Annotated in this window: 25 protein-coding genes; 22 read left to right on the forward strand and 3 right to left on the reverse strand. The window is 39.8% G+C overall.

Annotated features, from left to right (window positions below):
• The first annotated feature begins 69 nt into the window (after positions 1–69).
• Positions 70–393 (forward strand): DUF440 family protein, encoded by a 324-nt coding sequence (locus tag BI198_RS06125; protein WP_070048761.1) that lies wholly within the window; start codon positions 70–72, stop codon positions 391–393.
• Positions 394–562: 169 nt separating this feature from the next.
• On the opposite strand, the gene BI198_RS06130 is transcribed toward BI198_RS06125, so the two are convergent.
• Both BI198_RS06130 and BI198_RS06135 read right to left on the reverse strand, forming a co-directional pair.
• On the reverse strand, positions 563–2,119 hold the full coding sequence (locus BI198_RS06130; RefSeq protein WP_070048762.1) for a peptide MFS transporter: 1,557 nt from the start codon (positions 2,117–2,119) through the stop codon (positions 563–565).
• A gap of 179 nt (positions 2,120–2,298) precedes the next feature.
• On the reverse strand, positions 2,299–2,604 hold the full coding sequence (locus BI198_RS06135) for a DUF6170 family protein (protein ID WP_083256567.1): 306 nt from the start codon (positions 2,602–2,604) through the stop codon (positions 2,299–2,301).
• Positions 2,605–2,780: 176 nt separating this feature from the next.
• On the opposite strand from BI198_RS06135, the gene wecB reads away from it, so the two are divergent.
• The 3 genes from wecB (at position 2,781) to tviB (BI198_RS06150) (ending at position 6,357) form a co-directional block, all read left to right on the forward strand.
• Positions 2,781–3,905 (forward strand): non-hydrolyzing UDP-N-acetylglucosamine 2-epimerase, encoded by a 1,125-nt coding sequence (gene wecB, locus BI198_RS06140; RefSeq protein WP_070048764.1) that lies wholly within the window; start codon positions 2,781–2,783, stop codon positions 3,903–3,905.
• 27 nt (positions 3,906–3,932) lie between these two features.
• Positions 3,933–4,943 carry an SDR family oxidoreductase gene (locus BI198_RS06145; RefSeq protein WP_070048765.1) on the forward strand — a complete coding sequence of 337 codons (1,011 nt, stop codon included), beginning with the start codon at positions 3,933–3,935 and terminating at the stop codon, positions 4,941–4,943.
• Between the two features lie 136 nt (positions 4,944–5,079).
• The gene (gene tviB, locus BI198_RS06150; RefSeq protein WP_070048766.1) at positions 5,080–6,357 is read left to right on the forward strand and encodes a Vi polysaccharide biosynthesis UDP-N-acetylglucosamine C-6 dehydrogenase TviB; all 1,278 of its coding nucleotides are present in this window, start codon (positions 5,080–5,082) and stop codon (positions 6,355–6,357) included.
• Positions 6,358–6,447: 90 nt separating this feature from the next.
• On the opposite strand, the gene BI198_RS06155 is transcribed toward tviB (BI198_RS06150), so the two are convergent.
• Complete coding sequence (locus BI198_RS06155; protein ID WP_201243409.1) at positions 6,448–7,098, reverse strand: transposase; 651 nt, start codon at positions 7,096–7,098, stop codon at positions 6,448–6,450.
• A 177-nt stretch (positions 7,099–7,275) separates the two neighbouring features.
• Here BI198_RS06155 and rfbA (BI198_RS06160) point away from each other — a divergent pair, with 177 nt between their 5' ends.
• The 18 genes from rfbA (BI198_RS06160) to BI198_RS06245 all read left to right on the forward strand — a co-directional run bounded on the left by rfbA (BI198_RS06160) (position 7,276) and on the right by BI198_RS06245 (position 26,506).
• Complete coding sequence (rfbA, locus tag BI198_RS06160; protein WP_449421100.1) at positions 7,276–8,175, forward strand: glucose-1-phosphate thymidylyltransferase RfbA; 900 nt, start codon at positions 7,276–7,278, stop codon at positions 8,173–8,175.
• A 57-nt stretch (positions 8,176–8,232) separates the two neighbouring features.
• Positions 8,233–8,793, forward strand: a complete 561-nt coding sequence (rfbC, locus tag BI198_RS06165; protein WP_070048768.1) for a dTDP-4-dehydrorhamnose 3,5-epimerase — start codon at positions 8,233–8,235, stop codon at positions 8,791–8,793.
• Between the two features lie 22 nt (positions 8,794–8,815).
• Entirely contained in the window at positions 8,816–9,700 is an 885-nt protein-coding gene (gene rfbD / locus BI198_RS06170) for a dTDP-4-dehydrorhamnose reductase (protein ID WP_070048769.1), read from the forward strand.
• A gap of 1 nt (position 9,701) precedes the next feature.
• The gene (rfbB, locus tag BI198_RS06175; protein ID WP_158007088.1) at positions 9,702–10,721 is read left to right on the forward strand and encodes a dTDP-glucose 4,6-dehydratase; all 1,020 of its coding nucleotides are present in this window, start codon (positions 9,702–9,704) and stop codon (positions 10,719–10,721) included.
• A 197-nt stretch (positions 10,722–10,918) separates the two neighbouring features.
• Positions 10,919–12,292 (forward strand): capsule assembly Wzi family protein, encoded by a 1,374-nt coding sequence (locus BI198_RS06180; protein ID WP_070048771.1) that lies wholly within the window; start codon positions 10,919–10,921, stop codon positions 12,290–12,292.
• Positions 12,293–12,793 carry a transcription/translation regulatory transformer protein RfaH gene (gene rfaH, locus BI198_RS06185; protein ID WP_070048772.1) on the forward strand — a complete coding sequence of 167 codons (501 nt, stop codon included), beginning with the start codon at positions 12,293–12,295 and terminating at the stop codon, positions 12,791–12,793.
• 165 nt (positions 12,794–12,958) lie between these two features.
• Positions 12,959–15,706: an SLBB domain-containing protein gene (locus BI198_RS06190; RefSeq protein WP_235605262.1), complete on the forward strand. Its 2,748-nt coding sequence runs from the start codon at positions 12,959–12,961 to the stop codon at positions 15,704–15,706.
• A gap of 40 nt (positions 15,707–15,746) precedes the next feature.
• Positions 15,747–16,685 carry a Wzz/FepE/Etk N-terminal domain-containing protein gene (locus BI198_RS06195; RefSeq protein WP_070048773.1) on the forward strand — a complete coding sequence of 313 codons (939 nt, stop codon included), beginning with the start codon at positions 15,747–15,749 and terminating at the stop codon, positions 16,683–16,685.
• Positions 16,686–16,705: 20 nt separating this feature from the next.
• A complete protein-coding gene (tviB, locus tag BI198_RS06200) occupies positions 16,706–17,983 on the forward strand; it encodes a Vi polysaccharide biosynthesis UDP-N-acetylglucosamine C-6 dehydrogenase TviB (protein ID WP_070048774.1) in 1,278 nt (425 codons plus the stop codon).
• A 29-nt stretch (positions 17,984–18,012) separates the two neighbouring features.
• Positions 18,013–19,173: a dTDP-glucose 4,6-dehydratase gene (locus BI198_RS06205; RefSeq protein ID WP_070048775.1), complete on the forward strand. Its 1,161-nt coding sequence runs from the start codon at positions 18,013–18,015 to the stop codon at positions 19,171–19,173.
• On the forward strand, positions 19,170–20,057 hold the full coding sequence (gene rfbA, locus BI198_RS06210; protein ID WP_070048776.1) for a glucose-1-phosphate thymidylyltransferase RfbA: 888 nt from the start codon (positions 19,170–19,172) through the stop codon (positions 20,055–20,057). The genes BI198_RS06205 and rfbA (BI198_RS06210) overlap by 4 nt, the downstream gene beginning before the upstream one ends.
• Positions 20,058–21,140 carry a DegT/DnrJ/EryC1/StrS aminotransferase family protein gene (locus tag BI198_RS06215; RefSeq protein WP_070048777.1) on the forward strand — a complete coding sequence of 361 codons (1,083 nt, stop codon included), beginning with the start codon at positions 20,058–20,060 and terminating at the stop codon, positions 21,138–21,140.
• Entirely contained in the window at positions 21,137–21,826 is a 690-nt protein-coding gene (locus BI198_RS06220) for a WbqC family protein (RefSeq protein ID WP_070048778.1), read from the forward strand. The genes BI198_RS06215 and BI198_RS06220 overlap by 4 nt, the downstream gene beginning before the upstream one ends.
• A gap of 3 nt (positions 21,827–21,829) precedes the next feature.
• Complete coding sequence (locus BI198_RS06225; protein ID WP_070048779.1) at positions 21,830–22,789, forward strand: hypothetical protein; 960 nt, start codon at positions 21,830–21,832, stop codon at positions 22,787–22,789.
• A 50-nt stretch (positions 22,790–22,839) separates the two neighbouring features.
• Entirely contained in the window at positions 22,840–23,409 is a 570-nt protein-coding gene (locus tag BI198_RS06230; protein WP_070048780.1) for an acyltransferase, read from the forward strand.
• A 16-nt stretch (positions 23,410–23,425) separates the two neighbouring features.
• On the forward strand, positions 23,426–24,094 hold the full coding sequence (locus BI198_RS06235; RefSeq protein WP_070048781.1) for an SDR family NAD(P)-dependent oxidoreductase: 669 nt from the start codon (positions 23,426–23,428) through the stop codon (positions 24,092–24,094).
• 26 nt (positions 24,095–24,120) lie between these two features.
• Positions 24,121–25,623: an oligosaccharide flippase family protein gene (locus BI198_RS06240; protein ID WP_070048782.1), complete on the forward strand. Its 1,503-nt coding sequence runs from the start codon at positions 24,121–24,123 to the stop codon at positions 25,621–25,623.
• 1 nt (position 25,624) lies between these two features.
• Positions 25,625–26,506 (forward strand): glycosyltransferase family 2 protein, encoded by an 882-nt coding sequence (locus BI198_RS06245; RefSeq protein WP_070050700.1) that lies wholly within the window; start codon positions 25,625–25,627, stop codon positions 26,504–26,506.
• Positions 26,507–26,564: the final 58 nt, after the last annotated feature.

Raw genomic sequence — 26,564 nt, forward strand, 5'->3', positions numbered from 1 at the left:
AAGCAACAATTTGCTTAATGTCTTTTAAGACGAAATCGTTACAACCTTTATTACGACAGTGGAGCCGTGATGCAAGACCTAGAACTCTGGACCTTAGACGAACTGTGCGATCACGCCTTTGATATATTCGAAGAGCTAGCCGCTGACAACCTTTCAGCCATAGATTACTCCATGTACCAACAAAATGCCGACAGCCGAGGCTTTGTTGATCTAGTGCCACCCACAGAAGACTGGGTTGAAATTATGATGCAAGACATTGAGCCAGAGCTACAACTTGAAGCCCAAATTGGCTTAAGCGGCATAGATGGCGAAGCCGATATGGTATTAGCGCGCATATTACTCAGCCGCGAAAAACACGATTCGCTATGTCACGCTCAATGGCGCGGCCAATAAAGGCCAACAAAATAAAAAGGGTCAGAGTGATTTAATTGTTTAATTAAATCACTCTGACCCTTTTTATCTGTCCCTGTAGACGCATAAAAAAAGCCCGTGCACTTTATTACAAGTAGCACGGGCTTTTTGCTATAGCCTTAAGCCATAATTTATAGCTTTAATTTATAACTTAGTGCACGCCGTGCATGCGTTTTCTTAGCCAAGGGCTAAGTAATAGCATAAACACACCAAAACCAATGCCGACATAGAATAAGAAGCTAAATAGCTCGTTATAAGAGGCAAGGGCGGTTGGGATGTCGGCTACTTGACCCGCTTGAGTGTCAATAGCGGCTAACTTAGCTAATTGGGTAGCCAGTACTTCTGAGTAGGCCGTGGCTAAGAACCAAGCACCCATCATTACACCCACTACTTTTGGTACAGCAAGCTTAGTAACAGCCGATAAGCCCACTGGCGATAAGCACAGCTCACCCATGGTATGTAAGGCATAAGCTAAGACTAACCACCAGGCACCCACTAAGCCGGCTTCGTTAGGGTGGTTGGCACCGTATACTAAAGCACCAAAACCTAAACCAGCTTGAATAATACCTAAGGCAAATTTAACTGGGGTACTAGGTTCAATTTTGCGTCTGGCCAAGGCAATCCATAACCAAGCAAATAACGGTGCAAACAGAATAATAAAGAACGCATTTAAGGCACCAAACTGGCCAGCAGTAGCTTCAAAACCCCAGATGCTACGGTCTAACACGCGGTCAGCATATAGCGTCATGGATGATGCAGATTGCTCAAACAATGCCCAGAACACTACGGTAGAAACCGTTAATACAATTAACACTGTCATACGGTCACGTTCTTCTTTAGTACATTGGGTCACCATAAACCAAATAATACCAAACAGAACAATGAAAGATAAACCGACTAAAGTGTTGTGCACTACTGGGTTATATTGCACCAGCTGCCACATTAAGGCTAACGCAGGGATGGTCGCAAAATAAATTAGCCATTCGCGGTTAATACCAGCAAACACTTTTTGTTTTAATAAAGCAGGGTTGCTTGGTTCGGCATAACCGAATAAGTACTTTTGGCCGCTTAAAAAGATAATTAAGCCCAGTACCATACCAATACCCGCTAAACCAAAGCCGTAGCCCCAGCCGTAGGTTTCACCTAAATAGGTCACTGATAAAGTAGCGATAAACGAGCCCAAGTTAATACCCATATAAAAGATGGTAAAACCTGAGTCACGACGCGCATCTTCTTTACCGTATAACTGACCAACAATCGTAGAGATATTTGGCTTTAAAAAGCCCACACCCATAATGATTAAAGCCAGTGAGAAATAAAACACCTGAATGGCGCCGTTATCTCGTATTACCTCGCCGTCTACCATATAGGCTTGAAAGCCTTCATAGGCTAAGCCTAAGTGGCCTAAACAGAGTAAAATAGCACCAAAGGTTACCGCTTTACGCATACCTAAATAACGGTCGGCTAACATACCGCCAATTACCGGCATCGCATACACTAAGCCGGCATAGCTGCCTAACACGTCTAAGCCGCCAGCATCACTAAATAAGTGGTACTTTGTTAAATATAACAACAGCAGATATTTCATTCCGTAAAATGAAAACCGCTCCCACATTTCGGTAAGAAAGCACACATAAAGCCCGACCGGATGGCCGAGAAACTGTGGCTGGTTTTCGGGCACTGCCGCAATATTGCTAGAGTCAGTCATGGATTCCCCAGGATTGTTAGAATTATATTCTTCGCTTAATTTGTACGAAGTTGCACTGGATTATGCATTTCTAACTGCGGCTTGTCACCCGTTAACGTGCGACTAAAGTCGAAAATATGCCGTATTTGCAGTTGATTCAGGTCTGGTTAAGGGCAGATGTAACAGAACCTGAGTAAATTTTATTTTGTTGTATCAAATAGTTTCTGCCGAACAGCGGTCATTCTGGGCCGACAAAGCGCAAAAGTGATAGGGCGGGTGATTACAGGGTAGCTAATTAGCAATAAAACCATATAACCGACTATTTCCCAGCCAGTGCTACGCGCAATCAACAAAAACAACGGGGTTAAGATTAACAGCTTAATGATGTTAAGCATTACTTTGGTTGGCGCAGGCAGTTGATCCGCAGTAAGCCGAATAACTTGCATCCGCTGATTAAGATCTAAGCCGGCTAACTCTGGAATGCCGCGGCTACTAAAATACAACATAATAAGTTCCTACTATAGTAATAATGCGTAAAGTGAACAGTATTTAATCTAGTATTAATAACAAGGTAAATAAACTGGCCCACTAGTAACAGATAACCCCTAGTTTACCTGTTTGATCTATCGCTTTAAAAGCGCTTTTGGTAAGCTTTATGGTATTGATTTTATGAGGTGTAATAATGTTAAAAGTGTTAAGCGTGTTTGGCACTCGGCCAGAAGCAATTAAAATGGCGCCATTGGTCAATTTATTAAAGCAACAAGACCATATTGAAAGCCGGGTTTGTGTGACGGGACAGCATCGTGAAATGCTCGATCAAGTATTAAAACTTTTTGATATTACACCCGAGTATGACTTAGCCATTATGAAAACCGGCCAAGACTTATACGACGTTACCACCAGCATTCTATTAAATATTAAGCCAGTATTGCGTGATTTTAAGCCCGACGTAGTATTAGTGCATGGCGATACCAGCACTACCTTTGCGGCAGCCTTAGCCTGTTATTATGAAAAAGTCGCAGTCGGCCATGTTGAAGCAGGCTTACGCACCGGCAATATTTATAGCCCGTGGCCAGAAGAAGCCAACCGCAAACTAACCAGTGCTATCACTCGTTATCACTTAGCGCCAACAGAAGCGTCTAAGCAAAACTTATTAAACGAAAACGTAAATCCGGCGCATATCGCTGTTACTGGCAACACCGTTATTGATGCCTTATTGCAAGTAGTCGATAAAATATCTAGCGACCCAGAGCTTTCTACTCAATACGCCAAGCAATTTCCATATGGCCAAGATGGTCGGCGCTTAGTGCTCGTCACAGGTCATCGCCGCGAAAGTTTTGGTGCTGGTTTTGATAATATTTGTGCTGCACTAAAACAAATTGCGCTACAATTTCCCGATTGCGATTTAGTGTATCCAGTGCACTTAAACCCTAATGTACGCGAACCGGTATTCCGTTTATTAGCCGATGCGCCAAACGTGCACTTAATTGAACCGCAAGATTATTTACCCTTTGTGTATTTAATGAGCCGCAGCACTTTAGTACTTACCGACTCAGGTGGTATTCAAGAAGAAGCGCCGTCTTTGGGTAAACCGGTATTAGTCATGCGCGATACCACAGAACGGCCAGAAGCCGTAGATGCGGGTACTGTAAAATTAGTTGGCACAGACAAAAATAAAATAGTTGAAGAAGTAACTAAGCTATTAACAGATAAAGCCTATTACGACAGCATGAGCTTTGCCCATAATCCGTATGGTGATGGCAAAGCCTGTCAGCGCATTATCGATGTTATTAGCCAACAAGCCTAACTTCAACTAAAGAAATAGAGGATTAAGATGGATATTTTAGCAACCCTACAGCAAGGAAAGGGCCGCTGGTTAGTTACTGGTTGTGCTGGTTTTATTGGCTCGAACTTAGTTGAAACCTTATTAAAATATAATCAAACCGTAGTTGGGCTTGATAACTTCGCCACCGGTCATCAGCATAACTTGCATCAAGTGCAGCAACTGGTAAGTGAGCAACAATGGCAAAACTTTAGCTTTATTGAAGGCGACATTCGTACTTTTAGCGATTGCCAGTTAGCCTGCGAAGGTGTTGACTATGTACTCCACCAAGCTGCACTGGGTTCAGTGCCACGCTCTATTAACGATCCAATCGCCACCAACGAAACTAATATCAGTGGTTTTTTAAATATGCTGCAAGCCGCGCGCGAAGCTAAGGTTAAGCGCTTTGTGTATGCCGCTTCTAGTTCTACTTATGGCGATCATCCGGCATTACCTAAAGTAGAAGCTAATATTGGCCAGCCTTTATCACCTTATGCCGTCACTAAATACGTTAACGAGCTGTACGCCGATGTGTTCTCGCGCACCTATGGTTTTCATAGCGTAGGCCTGCGTTATTTTAATGTATTTGGCCCAAGACAAGATCCAAACGGCGCTTATGCAGCAGTGATCCCAAAATGGACCGCCGCCATGATTGCCGATCAAGATGTGCATATTAATGGCGATGGCGAAACTAGCCGTGATTTCTGCTTTGTCGCCAATGCCGTGCAAGCTAACTTACGCGCCGCATTAAGCCCAATAGAAAAAAGCGAAGTGTTTAACGTTGCCGTAGGTGACAGAACCACCCTAAACCAACTGTTTGATGCCTTGGTACACTGCTTAGCCGATAACAACGTGCAATATGCTCGCGCACCACATTACGGCGACTTCCGTGCTGGCGATGTCAGGCATTCACAAGCCGATATCAGTAAAGCACAACAAATGTTGGGATATGAACCGCAATTTAAAATTCTCGACGGCTTAAAACAAGCCATGCCGTGGTATGTGGGGCAGCAGAGCGATTAGTTGTGAGTTATGAGTGTTGAGTTATGAGTTGCTGCGGTCACTAAACACTAAACACTAAACACTAAACACTAAACACTAAACACTGCAGCGATCAGCTGAAGTCACCGCTCTTAATAATAATTATGGACGACTCTGTATGACAGATTTAAAAAACGTAAACATCGCTATTATCGGCTTGGGCTATGTTGGTTTGCCGTTAGCGGTCGAGTTTGGTAAACATTACCCCACTATGGGTTTTGATATTAACCAAGCCCGAGTGACCGAGTTAAGCCAAGGCCGTGATCATACTTTAGAAGTCAGTCCAGATGAATTAAAGCTAGCAACCCAGCTTAGTTTTAGTAGCCAAATAGCTGATTTAGAGCGGGCTAATATCTATATCGTTACAGTGCCAACGCCTATTGATAAACACCGTCAGCCCGATTTAACACCGTTAATTAAAGCCTCAGAAACTTTAGGTAAAGTTATTCGTAAAGGCGATATCGTTATTTACGAATCAACTGTTTACCCTGGTGCAACTGAAGAAGACTGTATTCCAGTTGTCGAGCGCGTATCGGGGCTTAAATACAATGTCGACTTTTTTGCCGGTTACAGCCCAGAGCGGATTAACCCAGGCGATAAAGAACACCGCGTAACTACGATTAAAAAAGTTACCTCGGGTTCAACGCCAGAGATTGCCGAGCAAGTCGATGCACTGTACAGCAGCATAATCACCGCCGGTACCTATAAAGCCAGCTCTATTCGCGTGGCCGAAGCAGCTAAAGTAATTGAAAACACCCAGCGCGACTTAAATATTGCCCTAATTAATGAGCTAGCAGTTATCTTTAATAAACTCGGTATCGACACCGAAGAAGTATTATTAGCCGCTGGTACAAAGTGGAATTTTTTACCGTTCAGGCCAGGCCTAGTAGGCGGCCACTGTATAGGTGTCGACCCATACTACTTAACCCATAAAGCGCAATCTATTGGCTATAACCCAGAAGTTATCCTCGCAGGTCGGCGCATTAACGACAGTATGGGCCGCTATGTTATTAGCGAACTGGTTAAAGCCATGATCAAACGTCGCATCCACGTAGCTGGCGCAAAAGTATTAGTATTAGGCTTAACCTTTAAAGAAAACTGCCCAGATATTCGCAACACCAAAGTGGTAGACATGCTAACCGAACTAGCCGAATACGGGGTTCAAGCCGACGTATACGACCCATGGGTAGACCCAGCCCAAGCCGAACACGAATACGGTATCACACTAGTACAGCAACCCAACCCAGCACACTACGACGCAGCAATAGTCGCAGTAGCGCACAATCAATTTCGTGAACTAGGTGTAGTCGGCATCAAAGCCCTAATGAAAGAAAACCACGTGCTATATGACTTAAAATACCTGTTGCCAGCAAACAGCTGTGATTTAAGGCTTTAACCGAAAACATTAAAAAGGGTCAGAGTGATTTTAATTTAATTAAAATCACTCTGACCCTTTTTATTTGACCTATTTAATTTACGCCTCTGCTTATTTACATGGCCGGCCTTTAAGCCTGCGGCCAAAGCTAATATCATATTTATCAGTAAGCGCTGTAATAAATTCCTCATTTGCTAAAGGATAATTATGGTTTAGAGCTATGCGAATAGAGTTTAGATCTTCATCTGAAATATCGTGTGCAAATAATGCTCGATAGTTTGCTAGTCGTTGGTCTAACGTGTCAGCTAAATTTAAGTACACGCGATGCGGAGTGACAATATTAATATCTAAGCCTTTAGCGTTAGCGTGGTAGCTAGACCAATGATAATCCTCTGGATAAATAACCATATTTGCCCGAACGGGATTTAACTCAATGTAACGCTGACAAGTAAGAAAATATTGATCAGTGTCTACCAAGCTATCTTTAAATCGTCCATCCCATAACGTTCCCACTCGCTGATAGCGCTTATTAAAATAGTGAACGTAATCACGGCCCAAATTTTGTATCAGATTTGAAATTACGCCGTCTTGGTTAGCGGTTAGTAACATGTGAACATGATTGCTCATCAGCACAAAGGCATGTAGTTGCACATCATAACCAGTAAGATATCTAGCTAATATAGATAAATAGCAGGCTTTATCAGCATCGTCATAAAAACAATTTGAACGATTATGGCCTCGCTGTACTATATGGTAAGGCATTCCGGCTATTAAAATTCTCTTTCTACGCGGCATATTTCAATTGAAAATAAATTGTTAAGTAACGTTATTGAAATATAGCCAAGTAAATTATAAACGCAATAAAAAGGGTCAGAGTGATTTTAAGTGGATATAGAAAATCACTCTGACCCTTTTTATTTATCTGCTAAGATATCACTTATGAAAAAATCACAAAACATCAAAGGCATAGTGTTGGCTGGCGGCACTGGCAGCCGTTTATATCCGAGCACTCTTGGTGTCTCGAAGCAATTGTTGCCGGTCTATGATAAACCGATGATTTATTATCCTATTTCGGTATTAATGCTGGCGGGAATTCGAGATATTTTAATTATTACTACTGAGCAAGATCAAGCTAGCTTTCATAGATTGTTAGGTGATGGTAGTCGGCTAGGTGTTAATTTCAGTTATTGTATTCAAAATGCCCCAGATGGCCTTGCTCAAGCTTTTATTTTGGCTGAAGACTTTTTAGCTAATAGTCATGTTTGTTTAGTTTTAGGTGACAACATATTTTTCGGCCATGGTTTGGCCGATCTATTACATAAAGCAATAACAAATGTAATTGAACATAATAGCGCCACTGTGTTTGGTTATAGGGTTAGCAACCCTTCACGTTATGGAGTGGCAGCGTTTAACTCGCAAGGAAAAGTTGTCTCAATAGAAGAAAAACCTCAACAGCCAAAAAGTCGGTTTGCCGTTACAGGATTATACTTTTATCCTAACGATGTTATCGCAAAAGCAAAACTGGTGTTGCCATCAGCGCGCGGCGAGTTAGAAATTACTACTGTTAATCAAATGTTTTTAGCTGAGCAGCGTTTAGATGTAGAAATAATGGGCCGAGGTTTTGCTTGGTTAGATACTGGAACACATGAGAGTTTATTAGAAGCGTCTGCCTATATAGAAACCATAGAAAAACGGCAAGGATTAAAAGTCGCTTGTTTAGAAGAAATCGCTTTTGAAATGGGCTATATCAATAAAGAACAATTACTGGAACTTGCCAAACCGCTAGCAAATAATCAGTATGGTGAGTATCTCGTTTACATCGCCAACGGTGACGAATAAAAAGGGTCAGAGTGATTTTCATAAAATCACTCTGACCCTTTTTATGAAGGAAAAAATATGCTTTCACAATCTTTGCAACTGCCTGAAGTTTTGCTGCTAACCCCAAAAGTTCACTCAGATGAAAGGGGGTATTTTTTTGAGTGCTTCCGCCAACAACAGTTGCAGCAGTTGTTAGAGCGAGATATTCAGTTTGTGCAAGAAAACCAATCGCGTTCAAGCTTTGGTGTGTTGCGTGGGTTGCATTATCAGAGGCAGCCGCAAGCGCAAGCGAAATTGGTTAGGGTGGTGGAAGGCGAAGTGCTTGATGTAGTGGTGGATATCCGCCATGGTAGTCCGCGATTTGGTCAGACGGTGCAAACCGTATTAAGCGCTGAAAATAACCATCAGTTATTTATTCCGCATGGCTTTGCTCATGGTTTTTTAGTTTTAAGCCCACAAGCTACGGTGGTTTATAAAGTGGATAACTACTATTCAGCCCAGCATGATGCTGGCTTAGCTTATAATGATGCCAATCTTGCTATTAATTGGCCATTATCTGCTAAGCAATTAGTCATATCGACTAAAGATCAGCAACAACCTAAATTATCACAATTACAAAGCGAATTTAACTGGAAATGAAGCCAGTAAAGAAGAACAAGTAATGAAGCACTTACTTATCACCGGAGCCATGGGGCAGCTAGGCCAAAGCTTTACTGCTATTGCTAAACAGTGGCCACAATTCCAATTTACCTTTGCAGATAAAAAGCTGGCTGATATTACTAATCAGCTACAAATGGCTGCGCTTTTACGACAACTAAAACCCTACGCCGTGATCAACTGTGCCGCTTTTACTAATGTAGATTTAGCCGAGCAACAACCCGAATTAGCTTATGCCGTAAATGCCACAGCAGTAGAACAGCTGGCGCAATTATGCCGTGAAACAAATACCCTATTAGTGCATTTTAGTACTGACTATGTATTTTCAGGGCGACAGTTAGATGCGGGAGAGAATCAAACACCTTATACAGAGCAAGATCTGGCTGAACCGTTAAATGTCTATGGCGCAAGTAAATTGGCCGGCGAACAAGCCATGCTCAATATCGCCCCAGCAGGACTAATTCTGCGCAGCAGTTGGTTGTATAGCGCGTTTGGTCATAACTTTGCTCGCATTATTTACAATAAAATACAACAAGGCCTGCCTTTAAGAGTCGTTGCAGACCAAATAGGCAGCCCAACCTATGCTCCTGAACTGGCCGCGCTATGTTTGAAACTACTCTCTGCTGACCACTTTGCTACTACTCAGTTGCTACACTGTGCAGGGCAGGGCGAAGCCAGCTGGTATCAAGTCGCGCAAGAAATACAAAAATATACTAAACAACAAACAACCCTTACAGCGATAAGTAGTAATCAATGGCAGTCTGCTGCAACTCGGCCAAGCTATAGCGCGCTAAGCAGCCAGCAACTGCAGAAGCAATTTGGCCTCAGTTTGCCAGCTTGGCAGCAAAGCCTAGTAACCTGCTTAAATAAAATGGGTCAGAGTGATTAATTTGAATATCTTAATTACGGGTGGTGCGGGTTTTATAGGTACAGCCTTGGTCGAATATCTGCTAGCTAATACGCCTCATCAGTTATTGGTGTTAGATAAACTTACCTATGCCGCCAATTTAACAGCACTTGAACAGCATAAACAAAACGCTAGGTTACAGTTTGTGCAAGGCGATATTTGCGATGCTAGCTTGCTACAAACCTTATTTGCAGACTTTCAGCCCGATGCGATTATGCATTTAGCGGCAGAAAGCCATGTTGATCGCTCACTCAGTGGGCCAGCTGAGTTTATGCAAACCAATATTATAGGCAGCTACAACTTACTTGAAGCCAGCCGCCACTATTGGCAGCAACTGATACCTGCTAGACAAGCCCAGTTTCGCTTTTTACAAGTATCAACCGATGAAGTCTTTGGTGATTTAGGCAACAGTGGCGTGCACTTAAATAAAAAACTGTTCACTGAAAACCATGCCTACGCACCCAGCAGCCCCTATTCAGCCAGCAAAGCCAGTGCCGATCATTTAGTGCAGGCATGGCATCGCAGCTATGGCTTACCTACATTAATAAGCTATTGCAGTAATAACTATGGCCCTTGGCAACATGCAGAAAAACTAATACCCAAAGCCATTAATCATTTATTACAAGGCAAACCAGTACCATTATATGGTGATGGGCTACAAATACGCGATTGGTTATATGTAGATGATCATGTAGCCGCGTTATATTTAATACTAACCCAAGGTAAAGTAGGCCAAAGCTATGCTATAGGCGGTAATAGTCAAGTTAATAATCTAGCGCTAGTTCAACGAATAGCCGATATTATCGATAGTTTTGCAGAGCAAGGCTTATGTCAGCAATTCCAGCAACCTAGGCGAGAGTTAATTGAATTCGTTACCGATAGGCCAGGGCATGATCAATGTTATGGTATTGATAATACTAAAATAAGCCAGCAACTAAATTGGCAACCACAATATTCATTACAACAAGGCTTAGAGAAAACGCTAACACTCAGCTTTAAATAAAATGGGTCAGAGTGATTTTCACCTTTTTTATAAAATAGAAAATCACTCTGACCCATTTTATTTTTTTACAGTGACCTTAAGTGAAAGTGATGAGCCTAATCAGGTTAATTTGCAAGCAACTAGTCTGCTCGGAGCTTGTTTCACCTAGGGCTGTCTGCTAGTATCCCAGCGTTTTGGGATTCAATTCGGCTTACAGGATGGCAGCTAGTTTGATACGTTTAATTTCATTTTCTTGCTGTTTATTTATTGCTGCACTGTATTCATGCCAGCTGTTTGCTTCGCCGTGGGTGAATACTGACGACAGATACTTAAGAACTAGCATTAAGTTACTGGCAGATGCTGGCTATATTAATATCCCTATCAATACTTATCCGTTAATGTGGCAGCCAATTTTAGCTGAGCTGGCACAAGCGAATACCAAGCACATGAACCAAGCTCAGTTATTTGCCTTTCTTCGCGTCACTTCTGCCTTAAATTATGTTCGATCCGACCATATTGAAAATCTCAGCCTAAGTGCTAGCAGCGATAGCCTAACCCCACTTGGTTTTGGTTCTCGCTATGCACATCGAGGTCAATTAAGCTTAGGCACCGAACTAAAAGGTAATGATTGGGCGGTGGGCATTCAAAAAAGCTTTAATCATGAATCTTATACTTTTAACAACATAAATGGTATTGATTACACGCCAAACCAAGATTGGCAAGGTAGCTATGCCGCTTATACTTTAGGTAACTGGGTGCTTTCAGCTTCGCAACAGCATCAGTGGTGGGGCCCAGGGTTAGATAGCAGCTTTAATTATAGTAACAAAGGCCCAGCGGCAAAAATTATCCGTTTAAACCGACTCAATTCAGCATTACCTCTTACTGATTATTTAAGTATTTTAGGTCCAGCCAATATCACCTTGGAATATGGCCAGCAGCCTGGTAGTGCATTATTACGCCACCATCAATTTACCGCAGCTCGGCTAAGCATTAAACCTTGGCAGGCGCTTGAAATATCATCCAGCATTAGCCATCAACAAGGCTTAACAGATGAAGTATTACTGCGGCTAAACTTACCAACTTTTACTGAAGCCAATACCGACTCACAAACTATTGCCAATATTGATTTTCGTTATAGCTATAACCCCAACGGCGCTATTTATGGTGCCTTAAGTCATGTTGCTAACGAAAATGGCTATTTAGTTGGCACAGAATACAATATAGCTAACCAACAACATCAAATTAACCTTAGTGCTGAATATCAGTGGTTAGCGGCAGACTATCCTAATTGGTTAATTAATGCCGCAGCAGAAGCGATGCACACTCCCACAGAGCAACTGGTTTTAGCCGCGCAGTGGTATCGCAGCGATGGCCAAGCGGGTTATGTTCATTTTAAACAGCAGCGCTATGCTGAAGTTACGGGTATTAAATTAAGCAGTGCCATTCAAGTGGGCTACCAACATGAATTATTTAAAGGCTTAATTAGTCTTGATTATCAATTAGCTCGACAGCAAGCTAGCGACAATGCCATAAATCGTAATAATATTAGTTTTGCCCACGAGGCGGGTATACGTTGGGAATGGCGTTGGTAAATGGATGATCAACAATGGTATTTAGTCTATTGTAAGCCAAAGCAAGAGCAACGGGCGCAGCAGCACTTACAAAATCAAGGCTTTAATAGCTTTTTGCCCGTGGTTAGCTTAACGAAAATTAAAGCAGGCAAAAAACAATTAGTCACCGAGCCATTATTTGCCCGGTACTTATTTTTGCAATACAACGCCGATTTAAGTTTGGCTAAAATACGCAGCACTCGCGGTGTAGCGGGGCTAGTAAAGTTTGGTCAAAGTATTGCAACTGTGCCAAATAGCTTAATTCATAGCTTGCTACAACAACAGTTGCAATTACAGCAACAAGATAAACAGCAACATGATTTAACGAAGGGCGATGTGGTCGAAGTGTTATCAGGGCCCTTCGCCGCCTTGAATGCTGTATTCCAATTAGCCGATGGTGAAAGTCGAAGTATGGTATTGTTGCAATTTTTAGGGCAACCCATACAGTTATCTCTTGATAACAATATATTGCTGAAAAAGTAATAACCAGTTAATACAGCGCGAGTGATTTAAGCTATAATCTCGCGCTTAAAATTTATAATACTAGTCCTGGGGCGCATAACTCAGTGGCGGTAGCGTGCTTATCGCAACGTGTTTATCACTTGAGAGTGTAGTTGCAGGTTAATTAAAAAATAATGGAGTTTCCAGGTGCTTAAGATTGCAATTCAAACTTTGTTTGTTGTCACCATTAGCTTGTGGGCATCTTTGTTTACAACCGAGGCGTTAGCGCAAACGGTATCGCCTGCTATGTTAGAGCAGTTTAAACAGTTGCCCAGGGCTGAACAAGAACGGTTAGCTAAACAATATGGTATCGACATTAACCAATTGAATGGCAGTACTAGTAATGTGCAGCAAGCTGAGGTCGAAAAACTCCAACCCTTTGACCAGACCAAGCAAGCTAAGCTTGCTGAAGAAAAAAAGCTTAAAGCTGACGAAAAAGAAGAAGAACAAAAGCTAAAGCGGTTTGGTATGGCAATGTTTGATGCCGAAATTAGCACCTTTGCACCTGTGTCTAATGCTCCCGTGCCAGATAGTTATTTGCTTGGCCCAGACGATACTTTATTCGTTCAGTTATACGGTAAGCAAACTGAAAATCATGAATTAAAAGTCGACCGTGACGGCAACATCAATTTGCCTGGAGTAGGGCCTGTATCTGTTGCCGGTTTGAAATTTGCAGCCGCACGCGAGCTCATTAACAATCGCATTCAACAAGCCAGTATCGGTGTTAATGCAGCGGTGTCGATGGGCCAGTTGCGTACTATCAATATTATGATCGCCGGTGAAGCGAAAAACCCTGGCATGTACGCGGTATCGGCTTTAACAACCGTTACTCAAGCCTTATTTGTCGCCGGTGGCGTGTCAGATATTGGTAGCTTAAGGCATATAGTTGTTAACCGCAGTGGCAAACGCGTTGCTGAGTTCGACTTGTACGACTTATTGCTAAAAGGTGAAAACAGCAAAGACGTTAATTTGCAACATGGTGATGTGGTGTTTATTCGCCCAGCTATGGCCTTAGTTACGGTTGACGGTGAAGTGCAACGACCGGCCATTTATGAATTGGTTGCTAACGATACGGTGCAGTCAGCGCTAAATATGGCTGGGGGCACTAAACCCAGTGCCTTTGTTAGTAAAACGAGAATTAACCGCGTGCAACAAGGGCAATCGGTTTTAATTAATCTTGATTTAAGCAAAAAATCGAATTTAAATCAGTCATTACAAGCGGGTGATAGTGTTTATGTACCGGCAGTGGCTGCACGGTTACAGCATCAAGTGGTTATTGCCGGTGCGGTTGAACGCCCAGGCTTTTATGCTTGGCAACAAGGGCTACAATTTCACGATGTTGTTGATAATATCTGGACCGATTTATTACTCACTACTGATTTAGATTACGCCATTGTGTTACGTCAAATTAATAACCAAGGTGATATTGAGGTTATTCAATTTAATGTGGCAACGGCTATTGCAGATGCCAATGGCATGGTAAAGCAACCGCTGACACTTGAAGCACGTGATGTTGTAGTGTTATTTCATTACGGCAATGAAACCTATAAACGAGCTGCATTAAATGACTATTTGCGCAAACAAATAGAATCAGAGCTAACTTTACTAAATGAAAACGCTTTATTATCGGGTGACGTTGCTGCCACCGTTTTTAAACGTCTACAACAAGAAAATACCGCCATAGAAGCATCGCGTTATACTGAATTTGATGCCGTGTTAGAGGCTGAAAAAAATACCTATGCCTTATTAGAAAATAAGTTAAACAATATGCTTAGCCAACTGTATAGCGACAGTAGCTATATAGAGTTATCTAAGCATTTAAGTCGCCGTGAACTCGTCTTTCCCATCTTAAAAAAATTACAGCAACAAAGTAGCACGCAACAAGATTTAGCCATAGTGTCTATTTCTGGTGACGTTAAAGTGCCAGGTGAATACCCATTAGCGCGTAATGCTAGTATTAAGGGGTTAATTCAAGCGGCCAGCGGCTTAAATGTCTCGGCTTATTTACCTCGCGCTGAGCTTAGCCGCTACCTTGGCCAAGCTAGCAATAGCAATAAGATATTACAGCAAAACCTCAATGTTGCTTTAGATGGAGTACTTGTAGGCAGCGCAGACAACATCACCTTACAAAGCCGCGATCGCTTAAACGTATTTGAAACACCCGCTTGGTCAGAAACGCGGTTAGTGGCCATTGAAGGTGAAGTACGTTTCCCAGGCACCTATCAAGTGTTAAAAGGTGAAACTTTAGCACAGCTAATTAAACGCGCCGGTGGTTTTACCGATGAAGCATTCTTGTTTGGTGCTATCTTTACTCGCGAAGGCATTAAGCAACGCGAAAAAGAGCAAACACTGCTCTTATTAGAGCAATTAAAAGCTGACATCGCTACGAAGGCGTTATCTACTCAAGGTGGCAGTGCTACACCTGACGCACTTACCTTAGTAAACCAAGTTGCAGAATTAGAACCCGTAGGGCGTTTAGTGGTCGATGTGGCAAGCATTATTGCCGGCAATAATAGTTTTGATATTGCGTTAGAAGATAAAGATAAACTATTTATCCCACGATCTAACAACTCAATCTCAATTATTGGCGAAGTGCAGCATAGTGGTTCTCATCGCTTTGACCGTACTAAATCAGTAGAAGACTATTTACGTTTAGCTGGCGGGAGCCGTAAACGAGCAGACGAGGACCGGGTGTATGTTATCCGAGCTGATGGTTCCGTAATGCTTCCCAGTAGCAGTAGTTGGTTTGCAGTTAATCGCAACCAGTTAACCCCAGGCGATACGATAGTAATGCCATTGGATTCTGAATATAAAGATAGCCTAAGTACATGGGCAATAGTTACACAAATATTCTATCAATCAGCAGTAGCATTAGCAGCGCTTAATTCGTTTTAAATTTTGATTTAATTAAGTTGCGATTTGAAAAAGGAATAACATGAGTCAACAACAGCAACAAGTGCAGCCATCTATAGTGGCAGATGATGAAATTGATTTAAGGGAATTGTTTAGCGTTATATGGCAAGGTAAATGGCTAATTATTGCGGTGACTGCTGTGTTTGCAGTAGCCGCAGTGTTTTATGCTTTAAGCTTGCCCAACATTTATAAAAGCGAAGCGTTATTAGCGCCAGTAACAGAAGACTCAGGAATGAAGATCCCTGGTCAATTAGGTGGCTTAGCGGCATTAGCGGGAGTGAATTTAGGTGGTGGCGGTGGGGATAAAACGAGCCTAGCGCTTGAGATTTTAAAATCACGCGAATTTATAGGCCGTTTTATTCAACAGCATGATTTATTTGTGCCAATAATGGCAGCTAAGGGCTGGAATAGAGGTACTAACAGCTTAGTAATTGATAACGATATTTATAACAGTGAAAAACAGCAATGGGTACGTGAGGTAAAAGCACCATTTTTGCCAAAGCCAAGTTTGCTAGAAACCCATGAAGCGTTTATGAAGTTGCTTAATGTATCGCAAGATAAAGAAACCGGTATGGTTAAATTATCGGTAGAGCATTTATCACCTTTTATCGCTAAAGAATGGGTAACCTGGTTAGTGCAAGCCATCAATAACGAAATGCGCGAGCGTGAACTTAACGAAGCGCAAAATAGCATTACCTACTTAACCAGCCAGTTAGAAAATACCAATGTCGCAGATATCCGCACTATGCTGTTTTCACTAATAGAAGAGCAAACGAAAACCGTAATGCTGGCAAATGTTCGCGCAGAATATGTATTAAAAACGGTTGATCCAGCCGTCGCCGCCGAGAAGAAATCTAAACCAGCCAGAGCATTGATCGTCATAATAGCCACTATGTTAGGCGGGTTATTAGCGACTTTCGTGTTATTACTTCGACATTTTTCAGCGAATAGAAAATCTTAATTTATAGACTGAGTGACATCATGTTAAAAAATAAAACAATAAAAATTGCAATAATTGGCTTGGGTTACGTTGGTCTGCCATTAGCGGTAGAATTCGGTAAAAAATATCCAACCTTGGGTTTTGATATTAATCAAGGCCGCGTTGCCCAATTGCAAGCAGGGCATGATTTTACCCTTGAAGTTAGTGATGAAGAGATGAGACAATCTGAACATTTATCTTATTCATACAATATCGATGCGCTTAAAGACTGTAATATTTATATTGTTACGGTGCCAACACCAATAGATGAGCATAAACAACCAGATTTAACGCCTTTAGTTAAAGCCAGCGATATGCTAGGCAAGGTAATAGAGAAAGGCGATATTATTATATATGAGTCTACGGTATACCCTGGCGCAACAGAAGAAGTCTGTATTCCGGTAGTTGAACGTGTATCCGGTTTAGTGTTTAACCAAGACTTTTTTGCCGGTTACTCGCCTGAGCGGATTAACCCAGGTGATAAACAGCACCGAGTGACTAACATTCTAAAAGTCACCTCTGGATCTACCCCTGAAATAGCCGAAATGGTAGACCAACTGTATAAATCTATTATTACCGCTGGCACCCATAAAACTTCATCAATAAAAGTGGCTGAGGCAGCTAAAGTAATCGAAAACACCCAACGTGATGTCAATATCGCTTTAATTAACGAGTTATCCATTATATTTAATAAGCTTGGTATTGATACACTTGAGGTATTAGAAGCGGCAGGCACTAAATGGAACTTTTTACCGTTCCGCCCAGGCTTAGTGGGGGGCCACTGTATTGGTGTCGACCCGTATTACTTAACCCATAAAGCGCAATCTATTGGTTATCACCCAGAGATTATATTATCTGGTCGGCGTTTAAACGACGGCATGGCTAAACATGTGGTGTCAGAGTTGATAAAACAGATGCTGAAAAAACGCATTCATGTCGATGGCGCTAAAGTGTTAATAATGGGCTTAACATTTAAAGAAAACTGTCCTGATATCCGCAATACCAAGGTAGTCGATATTGTTACAGAGCTAAAAGACTATAACATTGAAGTGGATATTCTAGACCCGTGGTGCTCAAGTGAAGAGTCTGAGCATGAGTATGGGTTAGCATTAACCACAGAGCATAAGCAAAACCATTACGATGCCATAGTGCTAGCGGTAGGCCATAACGAATTTAGAGAAATGGGCGCTGAAAAAATTAAAGCCCTAGGTAAAGCGCAGCATATTATTTATGATTTAAAATATGTATTGCCAAAACAAGCGGTTGATATCCGGTTGTAATTATATATTTAAGATATTAGGTAGTTTAAATGAAGATACTTGTCACCGGTGGCGCAGGCTTTATTGGCTCAGCGGTAATTCGTCATATTATTGAAAACACAACAGATAGTGTTATCAATGTAGATAAACTTACCTATGCAGGTAATTTGGATAACTTAATTGAAGTAGAGTCTTCTAATCGCTATGCTTTTGCAAAAGTTGATATCTGTGACAGCACAGCATTAACGGGGGTGTTTGCTCAGCATCAACCTGATGCAGTGATGCATTTAGCAGCTGAAAGCCATGTTGATAGATCTATAGATGGCCCAGCAGAATTTATACATACCAATATAGTGGGTACTTACACTTTATTGGAAGTCGCTAGAAAATATTGGCAACAACTATCTGACGAAAAAAAGTCGGATTTTAAATTTCATCATATTAGTACTGATGAAGTGTACGGTGATTTACCTCACCCTGCGGACGCAGGTGATGAGTGTTTAGTGCTTAATGATGAGTTAAAAGAACAAAAAGTTAACACTCAAAACTCAAAACTAAACACTAACAATCTGCCATTGTTTACTGAAACGACTGCCTATGAACCAAGTTCGCCTTATTCTGCCAGTAAAGCAGCAAGTGATCATTTAGTGCGGGCTTGGATGCGCACTTATGGCTTCCCTACGCTTATCACTAATTGTTCAAATAATTATGGTCCTTATCATTTTCCTGAAAAATTAATTCCATTAGTTATTTTAAATGCATTAGAAGGCAAACCTTTACCAATTTATGGTAAAGGTGATCAAATACGTGACTGGCTATATGTAGAAGACCATGCAAGGGCATTATATAAAGTGGTAACCGAAGGTCAAATAGGGGAAACCTATAACATTGGAGGCCACAACGAAAAAACTAATCTAGAAGTCGTTGAAACCATCTGCAAAATTCTCGACGAGATGGCACCCATTAAAAACTCAAAATTAAACATTCAACACTACAAAAGTTTAATAACTTTTGTAAAAGATCGCCCAGGACATGATCGCCGTTATGCTATAGACGCCAGTAAAATTGAACGCGAATTAGGCTGGGTACCAGTTGAAAGCTTTGAAACAGGTTTACGTAAAACAGTGCAATGGTATTTAGTTAATAAAGATTGGTGTCAAAGAGTGCAAAGTGGCGGTTATCAACAACAGCGTTTAGGAGTGACACCATGAGCAGTAATACCAAAGGGATTGTTTTAGCTGGCGGCTCTGGCACGCGGTTATATCCCATTACCCGTGGAGTATCAAAACAGCTTTTGCCAATTTATGATAAACCGATGATTTATTATCCGTTGTCTGTTTTGATGTTAGCCGGTATACGTGACATTTTGCTTATTAGTACACCAGATGACTTAAGTGGCTATCAACGTTTATTAGGCGATGGCAGTGATTTTGGTATTAATTTAAGCTATGCAGAACAACCGAGTCCAGATGGTTTGGCCCAAGCTTTTATTATTGGTGAAGAATTTATTGGTAAAGATAATGTTTGTTTGGTGCTAGGCGACAATATTTTTTATGGCCAAGGTTTTAGCCCAAAATTGAAACATGCAGTTACTAATGCTAAACAAGGTAATGGTGCAACTGTTTTTGGCTACCAAGTTAAAGATCCTGAGCGGTTTGGTGTCGTTGAATTTGACGAGCAAATGAAAGCAAAGTCAATTGAAGAAAAACCAACAAAGCCTAAATCACATTATGCAGTAACAGGGTTATATTTTTATGACAATTCAGTTGTGGAAGTCGCTAAACAGGTTAAACCTTCAGCGAGAGGCGAATTAGAAATTACTAGCCTTAATAATGCTTATTTACAACAAGATAAACTAAATGTAGAAATACTTGGCCGAGGGTTCGCTTGGCTTGACACTGGCACCCATGAAAGCCTCTTAGAAGCAGCACAATTTGTTGAAACTATTGAAAAAAGACAAGGCTATAAAGTTGCTTGTCTTGAAGAAATTGCTTATCACAATGATTGGTTAACTAAGCAGCAAGTTATCGCGCTAGCTCAGCCTATGCTGAAAAATGCATACGGCCAATATTTAATTAGCATGCTGGACGATTAAATGACAATTGCATTAAATAAACCGGTAGCGCCTAATTTAGCTAAATTGATTCAATACCTTGAGCAAGTGCATGACAGTGGTTGGTATACCAATTTTGGTCCATTGCATCAGCAATTAACTGAACGATTAGAGCGCTTTTTGGGAGTTGAAAACCTTCTTTTAGTTTCTAATGGCACCTTAGCTATACAGGTGGCTTGTAAAGTCTTAAATGTGCAAAGTGCATTAACAACCCCTTTTACTTTTGTTGCTACTACAAGTGCACTACTTTGGCAGGGGATTAATACTGCATTTTGCGATATTGATAACGACAGTTATAACTTGTGTCCAAAACACGTAGACCAAGCGCTTCAATTAGACAATAGTTATGATGCAATAGTTGCGACACATGTTTATGGTAATCCATGCGATGTAGCAGCAATACAAAACGTAGCTGAGCGTTATAATAAAAAGATTATTTATGATGCAGCGCACGCTTTTGGCGTAAAGGTGGGTGATAAGTCTGTTTTAAGCTTTGGTGATGCCAGTACATTAAGCTTTCATGCTACAAAAGTATTTCATACCGTAGAAGGTGGTGCTATTGTTTTTAAGCATAAAGCGGATTTTGAAAAAGCAAAACAGCTTATTAACTTTGGTATTCAAATGGATGGTAGCCTAGGTGAGCCTGGGATTAATGCCAAGCTTAATGAATATCAATGTGCAGTTGGTTTGACGTTATTGGATGAAATTGAGAGTATTATTGAAAATAGAGCTAATTTATTTCAACAATATAGGGCTGCATTAGAGAACATAGTGGAATTACCCGTTTGGCATCCATTAGCAAGTTATAACGGTGCATATATGCCAGTATGTATTCGCGATAATGCCAAACTACTAAAGGTGATTAACGCACTAAATGTGAATGAAATACAAAGCCGTCGTTATTTTACCCCATCGTTAGATGTTGCTTATAGTGAGCAAAAGAGTTTTGGCTGTAACAACAGCCAAAAGTTAGCAACAAGTATACTTTGTTTGCCTTTACATAATTATATTTCCGAAAGTGATATTAAGATGTTAGCTAATATCATTTACGAGGAGCTAAAATGAGTTTTGCTGTAATGCAACCTTATTTGTTTCCGTATTTAGGCTATTACCAAATGGTTTATGCGGTAGATAAGTTTGTATTTTATGATGACGTTACCTTTATTAAAGGTGGTTATATCAATAGAAACAATATTTTGATGAATGGTAAGGCGCAACGTTTTACTATTCCCGTTCCTGGTATGTCATCTAATAAAAAAATAAATGAATTACGCTTTGATATTAATGTAATCAAAGTGCTTAAAAGTATAGAGCAAAGCTATCGAAAAGCGCCTTATTTTAATGCTATTTTTCCTATAATAGAAAGTGTACTTAGTGATCCTAATAGGCAAGTTGAGCATATTTGTGCGCAAAGCATTAAACAGGTGTTTGCGTATTTAGGTCTTGAAAAAGCATTCTATTTCTCTAGTCAATTAGAGTTTGATAGAGAGCAATCTGCGACAGATAAGCTGTTTAGTATTGCTGAATTAATGAAGTCAGATGACTATATAAATAGCCCTGGTGGTAAAGCTTTATACAACAAAGAGCATTTTGAAACTAAGGGTATAAAATTATCTTTTATACAGACAGAACCCTATAGCTATCAACAGAGTAACTTTGAATTTACGCCGCATTTATCGATGATTGATGTATTAATGTGGAACAGTAAGCAAGATGTATTAGCTCTTTTAGAGCTGTATAGCTTGGATTAATATATGGCTATTGGCGGTTATAACCAATTTAAGTTTATTGTTAATAATACTATTCATGATGCTGCTTGTAGATTTCAATCGGCTCGTGCTGCTTTATATGCCTTTTTAAAAGCGAGTGGCGCTAGAAAAATATATTTACCCAATTATCTTTGTGACAGTATTTTACCTGCCATTAACTCATTAAAAATTGATATTGAGTGGTATGAAATAGGTACTAATTTATTACCTATTAAAGTAATAGACTCGATTAAAGAGGGTGAATATTTTTTATTGGTCAATTATTTTGGTTTACTAACTGACAAAATAACAACGTTAGTTGCTAAAGAGCCTAAATCTTTTATTGTCGATAACTCGCAAGCTTTGTTTTCTCCTCATATCGCAAACACAACTAGTATTTATTCGTTTCGAAAATTCTTGGCTATACCGGATGGTGGTGCTTTATACACGTCGTACTCTATAACAGCTCCTGAAATTGAGTTTGCCGGTGAAAAGCATTTAGCTCACTTGATGTTAAGGGCAGCAGGTGAAGTGCAAAGAGGTTATAGTTACTTTTTACAAGCCGAGCAAGCGCTAGAAGATTACATACCGCAAAAAATGTCTAAGGTGTCGGAATATTTGCTTAGCTGTAATGATTTAGAATTTATTAAAGATAAACGTCAAAGTAATTATCAATTATTACATGATAAATTTAATGAAATTAATAGATTTAATTTACCATTAAAAAATAATATTCCATTGTGTTATCCATTATTTTTACCGTTTAATGTTAGCAAAATTTGCACTGACTTAGTTCAGAAAGGGATCTACTTACCTAGATATTGGCCAGCGCTTGTAAGCCAAGATTTGAATACAGAGTTTTTTAATAACACACTTTTTTTACCGGTAGATGAAAGGTTAGACGCAGAATCTATGACTTTTTTATGCTCAAACATTATAAGTGCTATAGAGCAACATGACGGCTAAATTAAATTATTAGCTGAGTTACATAAATAGAATTTAAATAGGGCGACTTAATGAGTAATTTTTATAATGACGAGGAACTTGCACAACTAGGTTTTAAAAGTGTAGGTCGTAATAATAAAATCAGTAAAAAAACGTCTTTTTATAATACATCTCGTATTGAGTTAGGTAATGACGTTCGTATTGATGATTTCTGTGTTATATCGGCTTGTGCAGAAGGTTTTGTTAAAATTGGTAATAGGGTACATATTGCCGCGCATTGTTTTATTGAGGCACCAGCTGGCGTAACGTTAGAGGATTTCTCAGGTTTGGCTGCTAGATGCACCATCTATGGTGGAAGTGATGATTATGGAGGTGAATATTTAACTAATCCTTGTGTACCTCTCGAGTTTCGAAAATGTACTAATAAACATGTCCATATTAAAAAACATGCCGTTATAGGTACAGGAAGTACTATCCTTTTTGGCGTAACCATTGGTGCTGGTAGCGCAGTGGGCTCAATGGCCTTTGTTACCAAAAGTATACCTGATAGTGCTATTGCAATTGGGATACCTGCAAAGGTGGTAAAAAAGAGAAGCGCTAAATTATTTGAATTAGAAGAGCAGTTACTAAAAAAACAATAATAAACGAGGCTTAACAATGATTTTGATAATAGGTGCATCTGGTGGTATAGGCAGTTATCTTGCTAACTCGTTTATTAATGATGGGTTTGACGTTAAAGGTACATACAATAACACTGCAATAAACAACAATTTCACAAAGTTAGATGTATCTAATGAAGAAGAAGTTAAACAGTGGGTAGAGCAAATTTCTGCTAAGTTAAAGCAGATTACAGTCATAAATTGTGTAGGTATTAATTACAACTGTTTTGGTCATAAAGCTGATTTGGAACAGTGGAAAAATGTAATTGATGTCAATTTAATTGGTACTTTTAACGTTATAAAATATCTTCTGCCTTACATGAGGGCTGAAAAGTTTGGCCGTATAATTAACTTATCTTCGGTAGTGCCTCAGATCGGTGTTGCTGGTACATCTGCTTATGCGGCATCAAAATCAGGCTTATGGGGCATGGTAAAATCACTTACTAAAGAAAATGCTGGGTTAGGTATTACAATTAATAATCTTAACTTAGGTTATTTTGATGCCGGAATGATTGCAGCAGTCCCTGAAGCAGTATTGGCTACTATAAAAGAAACAATACCGGCAAAAAGGTTTGGTACACCAAACGAAATTTATAAAGCTGTAAATATGCTAATGGATATTGAGTATATAAATGGCGCTAGTATTGATATAAATGGCGGAATTTAATTTTAGCTTAAGTAAAGGCTAGAGAATTGTTAAAAAGAAATATTACAGCCAATTATATAAGTCAACTTTATGTCACTGGGGTAGGGATTTTAATTCTACCCTTGTATATTAAGTATATGGGTGCAGAGGCCTATGGTTTAGTTGGCTTTTTTGCGATGCTGCAAGCTTGGTTTGCTATGTTAGATTTAGGCTTAACGCCCACGATTGCGAGAGAGACAGCTCGTTATCATGGCGGTAGTATGACAGCATTAATCTACCGCCAGTTATTAAGAGCGTTAACGCTTATCTTTATCGGTATCGCGCTTATTGGCGGCGGTATTTTGCTTTATATGGCAGATTCAATAGCGGCTAAATGGTTAACGGTAGAATTGCTATCACTTGCAGAAGTTAAATTAGCTGTGCAAATTATGGCTATTAGTGTTGCTTTACGTTGGTTGTGTGGTTTATATCGCGGCGTAATTACCGGTAGTGAGAAGTTAGTACTACTTAGTAGCTTTAATGTGGTTATTGCTACATTCCGCTTTATTGCGGTGTTTGCATCAATGTGGCATTTTGGTTTTACGGCTAAAGTGTTTTTTATACACCAACTAGCTGTAGCAGTTATTGAGCTTTTAGGGCTTTTTATTGCCGCCAGAGGCTTAATACCTAAGCAAAATATGTTAGAGAATGCAATTGGCTGGTCTTTTAAACCGGTTAAACCAGTATTAAAGTTTGCATTAACTATCGCTTTTACCTCTTCAGTATGGGTGCTGGTTACTCAAACCGACAAATTAATATTATCCGGTATTTTGCCACTTACAGAATATGGTTATTTTACGTTAGCGGTACTAGTTGCCAGTGGGATTATGGTCATAAGTGGCCCAGTTAGCATTGCTATAATGCCAAGAATGGCAAGGTTACATGCCGAAGGTAAGCATGAGCAATTAATCAAAGTGTACCGCACTGCAACTCAACTAGTGAGTGTTATTGCCGGTTCAGCCGCGATTGTTATTGCTTTTTATGCTGAACAATTAATATTTTCTTGGACAGGTGAACAAATGCTAGCTGAAGAATCTGGGCCAATTTTACGTTTATATGTTATTGGCAATAGTTTTTTAGCAATATCTGCTTTCCCTTATTACCTACAATATGCCATTGGTAATTTACGTTATCACTTAATTGGTAATGCCTTTATGGTTGTTTTGCTAATTCCAGCAATTATATTTGCGGCCATAAACTATGGTGCTATTGGTGCAGGTTATGTCTGGGCATTAATTAATGGTTTGTATTTGGTTGTTTGGGTGGGTTATGTGCATTATAAATTAGAGCCTGGATTACACAGTAAATGGTTGATACAAGATGGTTTAATTATTTATGGCTCTGTAATTTTGTTATTAAGCTTTTTATCATTGTGGCCTATTCAGGCTAGCGATAGGTTATTAACTATTTTACAAATCTTTGCAGTAAGCGCATTAGCTTTAATTACCGCTGTAATATCGGCCGATAGCTTTCGTAAAAAACTTATATTAAAAATTAAGAGTGTTTTTTAAAATGGCTTCAGACATCAAAGTTTCAGTATGTGTTGTTACTTACAATCAAGAAAAATATATTGCCGAATGTTTGCAAAGTTTAGTTGATCAAAAAACTAATTTTAGATTTGAGATTATAGTTAGTGATGACTGCTCAAGTGACCGAACTCAAAGTATAATAAGTGAGTTCGCCAAAATTTATCCTGACATTATCAAACCGATATATAGGGCGAAGAACATTGGTGGAGGGGAGAATTACACTCTAACTCATGCTATGGCGGTTGGGCAGTATATTGCACATATGGATGGTGACGACTATGCACTACCGGGTAAACTGCAAAATCAAAATGATTATTTAGATAATAACCCCGAGTGTAATTTTGTTTGGCACCCGATGAGGCAATTAATGCCTAACGATAAATTCAAAAATACATTAGAAAATAAACATTTATTATATAATAAAAAGTTTTATAAAAAAGATATAATCCAGTTCATGGCTATTGGCGGAAATAGCTCTAAAATGTATAGAGCAAAAGTAAGAAACATTGCTACTCCAAATTTCGAATTATTAGATTATTTTATCAATGTTGAGCAAGTTAATGATGGGTATGCGGCATTCTCAACAAATAAACCTTTAGGCGTTTATAGAACTGAAATTGGTGTTTCTTCATCGGGTATTAAAACAAAATTGATTTTAATTAAATGCTTTAAATTTTTAAGTGAAAAATATCCAAATTACCGCTTGCAAATTAATACAGCCAATTTAACTTGCTTATTAGTCGACGGTAAAAATTTTAGGTTTTCCGCGTGGCCTTTTTTAAAATCATTTATCATGACTTTTCATGTTTTATCAATTTTTAATTTTATTAAGTCAATTAAAATAATTAAGTTAATTAAAAATTAAAGGAAGTTTTGAAAGAGATTTTGGTAATTATTTTACTGAGAGAGTTATTGTTAGTTAT

The organism is Rheinheimera salexigens (assembly GCF_001752395.1).
GTDB lineage: Bacteria > Pseudomonadota > Gammaproteobacteria > Enterobacterales > Alteromonadaceae > Alishewanella > Alishewanella salexigens.

Excerpts from the sequence above, each read along its gene's own strand:
- BI198_RS06125 (WP_070048761.1), top strand. The coding sequence starts at position 70 with ATGCAAGACCTAGAACTCTGGACCTTAGACGAACTGTGCGATCACGCC.
- BI198_RS06130 (WP_070048762.1), bottom strand. The coding sequence starts at position 2,119 with ATGACTGACTCTAGCAATATTGCGGCAGTGCCCGAAAACCAGCCACAG.
- BI198_RS06135 (WP_083256567.1), bottom strand. The coding sequence starts at position 2,604 with ATGTTGTATTTTAGTAGCCGCGGCATTCCAGAGTTAGCCGGCTTAGAT.
- wecB (WP_070048764.1), top strand. The coding sequence starts at position 2,781 with ATGTTAAAAGTGTTAAGCGTGTTTGGCACTCGGCCAGAAGCAATTAAA.
- BI198_RS06145 (WP_070048765.1), top strand. The coding sequence starts at position 3,933 with ATGGATATTTTAGCAACCCTACAGCAAGGAAAGGGCCGCTGGTTAGTT.
- tviB (WP_070048766.1), top strand. The coding sequence starts at position 5,080 with ATGACAGATTTAAAAAACGTAAACATCGCTATTATCGGCTTGGGCTAT.
- BI198_RS06155 (WP_201243409.1), bottom strand. The coding sequence starts at position 7,098 with ATGCCTTACCATATAGTACAGCGAGGCCATAATCGTTCAAATTGTTTT.
- rfbA (WP_449421100.1), top strand. The coding sequence starts at position 7,276 with ATGAAAAAATCACAAAACATCAAAGGCATAGTGTTGGCTGGCGGCACT.
- rfbC (WP_070048768.1), top strand. The coding sequence starts at position 8,233 with ATGCTTTCACAATCTTTGCAACTGCCTGAAGTTTTGCTGCTAACCCCA.
- rfbD (WP_070048769.1), top strand. The coding sequence starts at position 8,816 with ATGAAGCACTTACTTATCACCGGAGCCATGGGGCAGCTAGGCCAAAGC.
- BI198_RS06180 (WP_070048771.1), top strand. The coding sequence starts at position 10,919 with ATGGCAGCTAGTTTGATACGTTTAATTTCATTTTCTTGCTGTTTATTT.
- rfaH (WP_070048772.1), top strand. The coding sequence starts at position 12,293 with ATGGATGATCAACAATGGTATTTAGTCTATTGTAAGCCAAAGCAAGAG.
- BI198_RS06195 (WP_070048773.1), top strand. The coding sequence starts at position 15,747 with ATGAGTCAACAACAGCAACAAGTGCAGCCATCTATAGTGGCAGATGAT.
- tviB (WP_070048774.1), top strand. The coding sequence starts at position 16,706 with ATGTTAAAAAATAAAACAATAAAAATTGCAATAATTGGCTTGGGTTAC.
- BI198_RS06205 (WP_070048775.1), top strand. The coding sequence starts at position 18,013 with ATGAAGATACTTGTCACCGGTGGCGCAGGCTTTATTGGCTCAGCGGTA.
- rfbA (WP_070048776.1), top strand. The coding sequence starts at position 19,170 with ATGAGCAGTAATACCAAAGGGATTGTTTTAGCTGGCGGCTCTGGCACG.
- BI198_RS06215 (WP_070048777.1), top strand. The coding sequence starts at position 20,058 with ATGACAATTGCATTAAATAAACCGGTAGCGCCTAATTTAGCTAAATTG.
- BI198_RS06220 (WP_070048778.1), top strand. The coding sequence starts at position 21,137 with ATGAGTTTTGCTGTAATGCAACCTTATTTGTTTCCGTATTTAGGCTAT.
- BI198_RS06225 (WP_070048779.1), top strand. The coding sequence starts at position 21,830 with ATGGCTATTGGCGGTTATAACCAATTTAAGTTTATTGTTAATAATACT.
- BI198_RS06230 (WP_070048780.1), top strand. The coding sequence starts at position 22,840 with ATGAGTAATTTTTATAATGACGAGGAACTTGCACAACTAGGTTTTAAA.
- BI198_RS06235 (WP_070048781.1), top strand. The coding sequence starts at position 23,426 with ATGATTTTGATAATAGGTGCATCTGGTGGTATAGGCAGTTATCTTGCT.
- BI198_RS06245 (WP_070050700.1), top strand. The coding sequence starts at position 25,625 with ATGGCTTCAGACATCAAAGTTTCAGTATGTGTTGTTACTTACAATCAA.